Here is a 7,763-nt window from a genome sequence, read left to right as displayed (position 1 = left end):
GCCCTCACCAGCCCCGCACCCCGGCCGGGCTGGGCCCGGGCGACACGCCTTAGTCAAGGAGGCGTTCACCATGTCGGGCGAACACCACACCATCGAACTCCCTAGCAGCCCACTCCCCAACACACTCCCCGGCGACGCGCTCACCACCGGCACGGCCACGACGGCACCGCCGCACGGCCTGCCCACGATCGACGAACCGCCCCCGCAGCTGCTGGGCGAGCTGACGCTGCCCGCCGAACGGGAGTCCGTGCCGCGGGCGCGGCGGTTCAGCCGGTCCGTCACGGCCGCCTCCGGCATCGCGCACATCCGCGACGACGCCGAGGTCCTGGTCTCCGAGCTGGTCACCAACGCCGTCCGGCACGCGACGGGCTCCACGCTCCGGCTGCGGCTGCTGCGCGCCGGCACCCGGCTCCGCGTCGAGGTGCACGACCAGGGCGGCGGCGTCCCCCGGCCGCGCCAGGTCGACCTCATGGAGGAGACGGGACGGGGCTGGTTCCTCGTCGCGGTCATGGCCGACGGGCACGGCACCGAGCACACCCCGGCCGGAAAGTCGGTGTGGTGCGAAGTGCGCGCCTGGCCGCGGGACGAGTACCCCGGGCACTGAGCACCCCCCTTTCGCAGACCCCCGGTTCGGCGAATGGAAGTGCCATGCCCGAATACGCGCCTGCTGACCGCCGTCCCCCGCGCTACCACCGGTCGGACGGGACCCCGGCCACCGCAGAGGAGGCCCAGCGGCTGCTGCTGGACGTGCGGGGGCGCCTGCTCGCGCAGGACGTCATCCGCGTCGGCGCCGCCGTCGTGGTCGTCTCGACCTGGTTCACCGTCGTCGACCTCGGCATCGCCGCGAACGGCCGGCCGCTGCTGTGGCAGACGCTCGTGTCCGACCACGCGATGCACGCCGACATCGGGCAGTACACGTCCCGGGAGCAGGCGGCGCGCGGCCACGCGGAGGCCGTCGCCATGATCTCCGGCCGGCTGCGCGGGCTGGTCGCCCGCGCGGCCATGGACGAGGTACGCCCCCAAGCGAGGACATGACCCCGCGAGGACATGACCCCGCGAGGACATGACCCCGCGAGGACATGACCCCGCGAGGACATGACCCGCGAGGACATGACCCCGTGAAGACCTGACCCCGCACCGACGCGAGCACGACGACCCCGCTCTCCGTCCCCGCATCCCCCCACGACACGGGCCGGCGCACCCGGCCCGTCCCCGGCATGAGGTTGTGATCAGATGGCCTCGAAGACACCCCGCGACGGCGTCCCCGGCGGCAGGCCCCGCCGGCGGCGCCCGATCCGCCTGCGGATCACGGCGCTGCTGCTGGTGCCGCTGGTGTCGCTCATCACCCTGTGGGCGTTCGCCGCGAACATCACGCTCGGCGACGCCTTCGACAAGTACGACTTCTCGACGACGTACGAGAAGATGGGCCTGCCCGGCCTCTACCTGGTGAACCAGCTCCAGGCCGAGCGGTCGCTCAGCGTCGCCGCGCTCGTCTCCCGCGACGCCGGGGCCAAACAGAAGCTCGGCGCGCAGCGCGCCCGGGTCAGCGCGGTCGAGAAGTCCTTCCGCGGGACGGCGCTGTCGGCCGACGCGCAGGACGCGGCGCAGCCCGAGACGAAGAAGCGCCTCGCCGAGGCGATCAAGGCGCTGGACGGGCTGCCGCAGCTGCGCGGCGAGGTCGACTCCGGCAAGGCCGCGCCGCTCGACGTCATCAACTCCTACAGCACGATGCTCGACCAGGTCATCAAGGTCTTCGACGGCCTGGTGACGGTCAACGACGTCGCGATCCTCACCCAGGGCCGCGCGCTGATCGGCATCGGCAACGCCCGCGCCTACATGCTGCGCCAGGACTCGCTCGTCACCGCCGCGATGGCGCGCAACGGCCGGCTCACCCGGGCCGAGCACACCGCGTTCGTCCAGTGGGCGGCGGAGGGCCGGCGCGAGTTCGAGGCCGGCCTCGCCGACCTCGACGAGCAGATCCGCGCGCCTTTGAGCGCGCTCGCCGCGTCCGAGCAGTTCCAGCGGTACCGGGCCGCCGAGACCGCGATCGTGGACGCGCGCGGCGACCGGCTGCCGCCCGAGGCGGCCGACTGGCAGGCCACCACCCAGCTGCTGTCGCAGGCGTGGGGCCAGCGGGTCCAGCAGGCGAGCCTCGCGCTGAACGAGCTGGCGAAGCCGATCGGCGAGCGGATCGTGATGCGGCTCGTCCTCGCCGGCGGGTTCGGGCTGCTCGCGGTCATCGCCTCGATCGTGCTGTCGCTGCTCGCCGCCCGCAGCCTGTCCCGCGAGCTGCGCGGGCTGCAGCGCGCCGCGCTGGACCTCGCCGAGGACCGGCTGCCCGGCGTCGTCGCCCGGCTCCGGCGCGGCGAGGAGGTCGACGTGGACGCCGAGGCGCCGCCGCTCGTCATCGGCAAGACCAAGGAGGTCGCGCGGGTCGGCGACGCGTTCACCAAGGTGCAGCGCACCGCGATCGACACCGCCGTCCGCGAGTCGTACCTGCGGCAGGGCATCAGCCGCGTGTTCCTCAACGTCGCCTGGCGCAGCCAGTCGCTGCTGCACCGCCAGCTCCGGATGCTGGACGAGATGGAGCGCGGCGCGTCCGACCCGAAGGCCCTGGAGGACCTGTTCCGGCTCGACCACCTCACCACCCGCATGCGCCGGCACGCCGAGGGCCTGGTCATCCTGTCCGGGACGACCCCGGGCCGCGGCTGGAGCCGGCCGGTGCACGTCGAGGACGTGCTCCGCGCCGCCGTCGCCGAGGTCGAGGACTACACCCGCGTCGAGGTCGTGGTCGTCTCCGGGCGGGCCGCGCTGATCGGCGAGGCCGTCGCCGACATCATCCACCTGCTCGCCGAGCTGATCGAGAACGCCACCGTGTTCTCGCCCGCGCCGACCGAGGTGCTGGTGCGCGGCGAGATGGGCGCCAACGGGTTCGCCGTCGACGTCATCGACCGCGGCATCGGCCTCGACCAGTCCGAACTGGACGCGCTGAACCTGCGGCTGTCGCGGCCGCCGGAGTTCGACCTCGCCGTCACCGACCGGCTCGGGCTGTTCGTCGTCGCCCGGCTCGCCGGACGGCACGGCATCAGGGTCGCGCTCCAGCCGTCGCTGTACGGGGGCGTCAGCGCGGTCGTGCTGATCCCGCGCGAGCTGATCGTGGACGTCGACCAGCCGGAGGACGAGGACGGGCAGGCCGCCGGGCCCGGCGGCGACGTCCCGGTCGCCGGGGGAGCCGGGCGGAACGGCCACGCTTCGCTGAACGGGTCGACGCGGCAGTGGCCCACGCCGCCCGCGTCGTCGTCCACGGCGATGCTGAACGCGCCGGTGTACGACGCGCCGCCCGCCCCGCCGCCCGTCCAGGAGACCCCGCCGCCCTATGACCCGGCGCCCGCCTATGAGGCGCCCCAGTACGACCCGGCGCCGACCTACGAGAGCACGGCGCCCGACGCCCCGGCGTCCCCGGAGGACGGGCCGGAGCCCGGCGCGACGGTGGGGTTCAACGCCTACGACGGAACCGAGACCCCGACGTCGTACGGCACCCCACCGTCGTACGGGGCGCGGCCCGGGCCGCCGCCCGCGTTCGACGCGACGCGGCCGTTCCAGGCCGCGGGCCCGCGCATCCCCGCCTACGGCCACGACCCCTACGCCGACGCCGGCCGCTACGAGGCCCCCGCGTCGTTCGGGGACGCGCAGGTGCAGGCGGGCGGCGGGCGCGCCCCGCTGCCGCGCCGCGTGCGGGGCGGCAACCTGGCGCCGCAGCTGCGCGACCAGGACGGCTTCGACGAGCCGCCCGCCGTGCCGCCCGAGGACGCGGTCGCGGCCTGGGAGGAGCGCTCGGCGGAGGCGTCGCGGGACCTGTTCGCCTCCCTGCAGGCCGGCTGGCTGCGGGGCAGGGACGAGGACGAAGGACCGGCCGACGGCATGGAGGGAAGATCATGACCCAGCAGGGAGTCGCCGCCGAGCTCAACTTCCTCCTCGACGACCTCGTCGACCGGGTTCCGCAGATCCGCAAGGTCGTGGTGCTGTCCCGGGACGGGCTCGTGATGGGCAAGTCGCGCGGCGTCGGCCGCGAGGACGGCGAGTACCTCGCGGCGCTCGCCGCCGGGTTCCACAGCCTCGCGATCGGCGCGAAGCCGCAGCTGGAGTCCGGCGAGATCCGGCAGACGCTCATCGAGATGGACCAGGGCCTGTTCTTCGTGGTGCCCGCCGGGGCCAACAGCTGCCTGGCACTGCTCAGCGAGGTCGGCGCGAACGCGGGCCTCGTCGCCTACGAGATGACGATGCTGGTCAAGCGCGTCGGGCGGCAGCTGTCCACCGGACTCAGGCAGGGCGCCGCCGGACCCGGACCCAGGTGACCCGCCATGGACCCCAGCGACGTGCCCGGAGCTCCCCGGGGTCCCGGGCGGGAATGGGGCCGCGAGCGGTGGCTCGACGCCGCCGCCGGGCCCATCGTCCGCCCCTACGCGGTGACGCGCGGCCGGACCCGGCCGACCGGCGAGCCGCTCGACATCGTGGCGATCCTCGTCGCGACCGGGCGGCGGCCGGCCGATCCGGGCCGGCTGTCGCGCCAGCAGCGCCGGCTGCTCGCGCTGTGCCGCCGCCCGCACGCCCTCGCCGACCTCGCCTCGGACCTGAACCTGCCGCTCGGCGTGATCCGGGTGCTGGCCGGCGACCTGATCGACTCGGGCCTCGTGGACGTCCAGCGGTGGTCCACGCCGTCCTCGCCGACCGGGCAGCCGGCGGCGGTCCCCCCGCACACCGACCAGAACCTGCTCAGGATGGTGCTCGATGAACTCCGTGCACTCTGATTCACCGCCCCCCGCCGCCGCCGAGCCCGCCGACGACCGGGAGGACGGCCCGCGCGTCGCGCTGAAGATCCTCGTCGCCGGCGGGTTCGGCGTCGGGAAGACGACGCTGGTGGGCGCGGTCAGCGAGATCCGGCCGCTGCGCACCGAGGAGGCGCTGACCGACGCGAGCGTCGGCGTCGACGACCTCGACGGCGTCGCCGCCAAGACCACCACGACGGTGGCGATGGACTTCGGCCGCATCACGCTGCGCGACGGCGTCGCGATCTACCTGTTCGGGACGCCGGGCCAGGAGCGGTTCTGGTTCATGTGGAACGAGCTGTCGCGGGGCGCGCTCGGCGCGGTCGTGCTCGCCGACACGCGGCGGCTGACGGCGAGCTTCGCCTCGATCGACTACTTCGAGCGGAAGGGCACCCCGTTCGTCGTCGCGGTGAACTGCTTCGACGACGCCGACCGGTACGACCCGGCGGAGATCCAGACGGCGCTGGACATCGACCCGCACGTGCCCGTCCTGCTGTGCGACGCGCGCCGGACGGTGTCGGCGAAGCAGGTGCTGGTGTCGCTGGTCGAGCACGCGCTGCGGCTCGCCGGCGGGGCGAGCCCCCGCCGGACCGGCTGATCCGCCGCTACTCCTCCTCGGGGGCGGGCGGGCCCATGACGATCTCGTCCACCCCGACGTCGTGGCCGTCCGCGCACCGGACCTGCGCCGTGACGCGCTCGCCGCAGCGGGCGTGCGTCAGCATGACCTGGCGCCCCTCCTCGTGGGGCAGGTAGGTCTCGCCCCACTCCATGAGGCTGACGAGGGTGGGCGCGAGGTCCAGGCCCATCTTCGTCAGGTGGTACTCGTAGCGCGTGCGCTGGCCGGGCTCCTGGTACGGCTCCCGGGTGAGCAGCCCCGCCTTGACGAGGTGGCGCAGGCGGGCGGTGACGGCGGACTCGGTCATGCCGAGGTTGCGCACGAAGTCGCCGAAACGATTGGTCCCGAAGAACGCCTCGCTGAGCACCAGCACCGCCGACGGCGGGCCGAGCGCGGCGAGGGTCCGGGCGACCGGGCAGTTCTGCATGGACCACGCGTCGCGGTCGGCGAAGTGCCCCTCAAGTGCGATTGTCACGCCTCCACTATAAACCTGCTGACTTTGCTTGACCAAAGTCAGGTCGGGCGCTAGCGTCCCTGACTATGGTGGAACAAAGTCAGGTACGCACCGGTCCCGTCCTCGCGGTGCTCTCCGTCGCCTCCTTCATGGCGGGCCTCGACCTGTTCATCGTCAACGTGGCCTTCGACGACATCGGCCGCGACTTCGCCGGCACCCCGATGGCCGACCTGTCCTGGGTGCTCAACGGCTACGCGATCGTGTTCGCCGCACTGCTCGTCCCGCTCGGGCGGCTCGCCGACCGGTACGGGCGCAAGGCCGGGCTCGTCCTCGGCCTGACCGTCTTCACCGTCGCCTCCCAGGCGTGCGCCGCCGCGCCCGACCTGTGGTGGCTCGTCGGCTTCCGCGTGCTGCAGGCCGCCGGCGCCGCCGCGCTCATCCCCACCAGCCTCGGCCTGCTGCTGTCGGCCTTCCCCGCGGCCAGGCGCGGCGGCGCCGTGCGGATCTGGTCCGCCGCGTCCGCGCTCGCCGCCGCGGCCGGCCCCGCCGTCGGCGGCGTCCTGGTGGACGTCTCCTGGCGCTGGGTGTTCGAGGTCAACGTCCCCATCGGGATCGCCGCGGTGCTGCTCGCGGTGCGGCTCGTCCCCGACTCCCGCGAGGGCGCCACCGCCCGCGTCCCCGACCTGCCCGGCACGGCGGTGCTGACCGCCGCGATCGCGCTGCTCGCGCTCGGCCTGGTGAAGATCAACGACTGGCCCGCCGAGCACACCGTCCTCGTCGTGGGCGCCGCCCTGCTCGGCCTGGCCTGGTTCTGGCTGCGCTCGCTGCGGCACCCCGCCCCGGTCATCGAGCCCGCGCTGCTCGCCGTCCGCACCTTCTTCTGGTCGAACGCCGCGGTCCTGCTGTTCACCGTCGCGTTCGCCGCCAACCTCCTGCTCGGCGTGCTGTGGATGCAGCAGGTCTGGCACTACTCGCCCATCAGGACCGGGCTCGCCGTCGCGCCCGGCCCGCTGATGGTGCCCGTCATGGCGCTCGTCGCCGGCCGGCTGGCCGCCGCCCGCGTCCCCGTCGGTCTGATCACCGCCGCCGGGTGCATGCTGTGCGCGTTCGGCGTCGTCATGATCGCGATGAGCCTCGGCCCGGCACCGGCCTACGCCACCCAGCTGCTGCCGGGCTGGCTCATCGGCGGGACGGGCGTCGGCCTCGCCCTCCCCACCATCCTGTCGGCCGCCGCCGTGGAACTGCCGCCGCACCGCTACGCCACCGGCAGCGCCGTGGTGAACATGAGCCGCCAGATCGGCACCGTCCTCGGCGTGAGCCTCGCCGTCGCCGCCCTCGGCACCCCGCGAGGCTGGCCCGACGCCCACACCGCCTACACGAACGCCTGGCTGATGGTCGGCGGGTTCATGGTGATCGCAGCGATCGCCGCCCTTGGCATGACCCCGCGCCGCCCGCAGCCCTCCCCAACCGTCCCCGAGCCAGAGAAGGAAGTGGTCGCCGGCACCTAACCCCCGCCTTGCAGAGAACCGCAGAACCCGGGCATCGGACGAAGCCTTGACCCGGACCGAAAGGCCCGGTTCGCCCGACCGCCCGACACACAGCAGGCACCTCAATCCGGAGAGGTGCCTGCTGTATTCATTGTCCTGCCCTTGGCGGTCGGGCCTTGGAGGCCCTCCCTTCGGCGGGCAGAACGTGCGATTGCTGCATCGCTCCGGCTCGCCTTGCGGCTCGCTGCGCGATCAGGTTCTTGCTTCGCTCGAACCTGCCTTCGGTCGCAATCGCGACGGTCCCGGTCTGCGCGGGGCTGGTGTGGTGGCCGGGGTTGTCGGTCAGGATTGAAGAGCGGACAGGACTACCAGGGCTAGGG

The 7,763-nt window shown here is 73.7% G+C and carries 8 protein-coding genes; 7 read left to right on the top strand and 1 reads right to left on the bottom strand.

What is annotated here, in order from left to right; genetic code table 11:
• Positions 1–70: 70 nt before the first annotated feature.
• From ETD96_RS36880 to ETD96_RS36855, 6 genes are all read left to right on the top strand, one after another.
• Complete coding sequence (locus ETD96_RS36880) at positions 71–604, top strand: ATP-binding protein (protein ID WP_138641137.1); 534 nt, start codon at positions 71–73, stop codon at positions 602–604.
• A gap of 44 nt (positions 605–648) precedes the next feature.
• Positions 649–1,035: a hypothetical protein gene (locus ETD96_RS36875; protein WP_138641136.1), complete on the top strand. Its 387-nt coding sequence runs from the start codon at positions 649–651 to the stop codon at positions 1,033–1,035.
• 198 nt (positions 1,036–1,233) lie between these two features.
• Positions 1,234–3,939, top strand: coding sequence for a nitrate- and nitrite sensing domain-containing protein (locus tag ETD96_RS36870; protein ID WP_138641135.1), 2,706 nt, complete (start codon positions 1,234–1,236; stop codon positions 3,937–3,939).
• The gene (locus ETD96_RS36865; RefSeq protein ID WP_138641134.1) at positions 3,936–4,355 is read left to right on the top strand and encodes a roadblock/LC7 domain-containing protein; all 420 of its coding nucleotides are present in this window, start codon (positions 3,936–3,938) and stop codon (positions 4,353–4,355) included. The genes ETD96_RS36870 and ETD96_RS36865 overlap by 4 nt, the downstream gene beginning before the upstream one ends.
• A gap of 6 nt (positions 4,356–4,361) precedes the next feature.
• Positions 4,362–4,808 (top strand): DUF742 domain-containing protein, encoded by a 447-nt coding sequence (locus ETD96_RS36860; RefSeq protein WP_138641133.1) that lies wholly within the window; start codon positions 4,362–4,364, stop codon positions 4,806–4,808.
• Positions 4,789–5,424 (top strand): GTP-binding protein, encoded by a 636-nt coding sequence (locus ETD96_RS36855; protein ID WP_138641131.1) that lies wholly within the window; start codon positions 4,789–4,791, stop codon positions 5,422–5,424. Before ETD96_RS36860 ends, ETD96_RS36855 begins: the two co-directional genes overlap by 20 nt.
• Before the next feature lie 7 nt (positions 5,425–5,431).
• Here the strand turns inward: ETD96_RS36855 and ETD96_RS36850 are convergent, their stop codons facing one another.
• Complete coding sequence (locus ETD96_RS36850) at positions 5,432–5,917, bottom strand: winged helix-turn-helix transcriptional regulator (protein WP_205719629.1); 486 nt, start codon at positions 5,915–5,917, stop codon at positions 5,432–5,434.
• A gap of 65 nt (positions 5,918–5,982) precedes the next feature.
• Between ETD96_RS36850 and ETD96_RS36845 the strand changes: the two genes are divergently transcribed.
• Positions 5,983–7,404: an MFS transporter gene (locus ETD96_RS36845; RefSeq protein WP_138641129.1), complete on the top strand. Its 1,422-nt coding sequence runs from the start codon at positions 5,983–5,985 to the stop codon at positions 7,402–7,404.
• Positions 7,405–7,763 lie beyond the last annotated feature (359 nt).

This window comes from Actinomadura geliboluensis, from assembly GCF_005889745.1.
Lineage (GTDB): Bacteria > Actinomycetota > Actinomycetes > Streptosporangiales > Streptosporangiaceae > Spirillospora > Spirillospora geliboluensis.
Note: the sequence above shows the minus strand (reverse complement) of the source record. Positions and strands in the feature narration are given on the sequence as shown.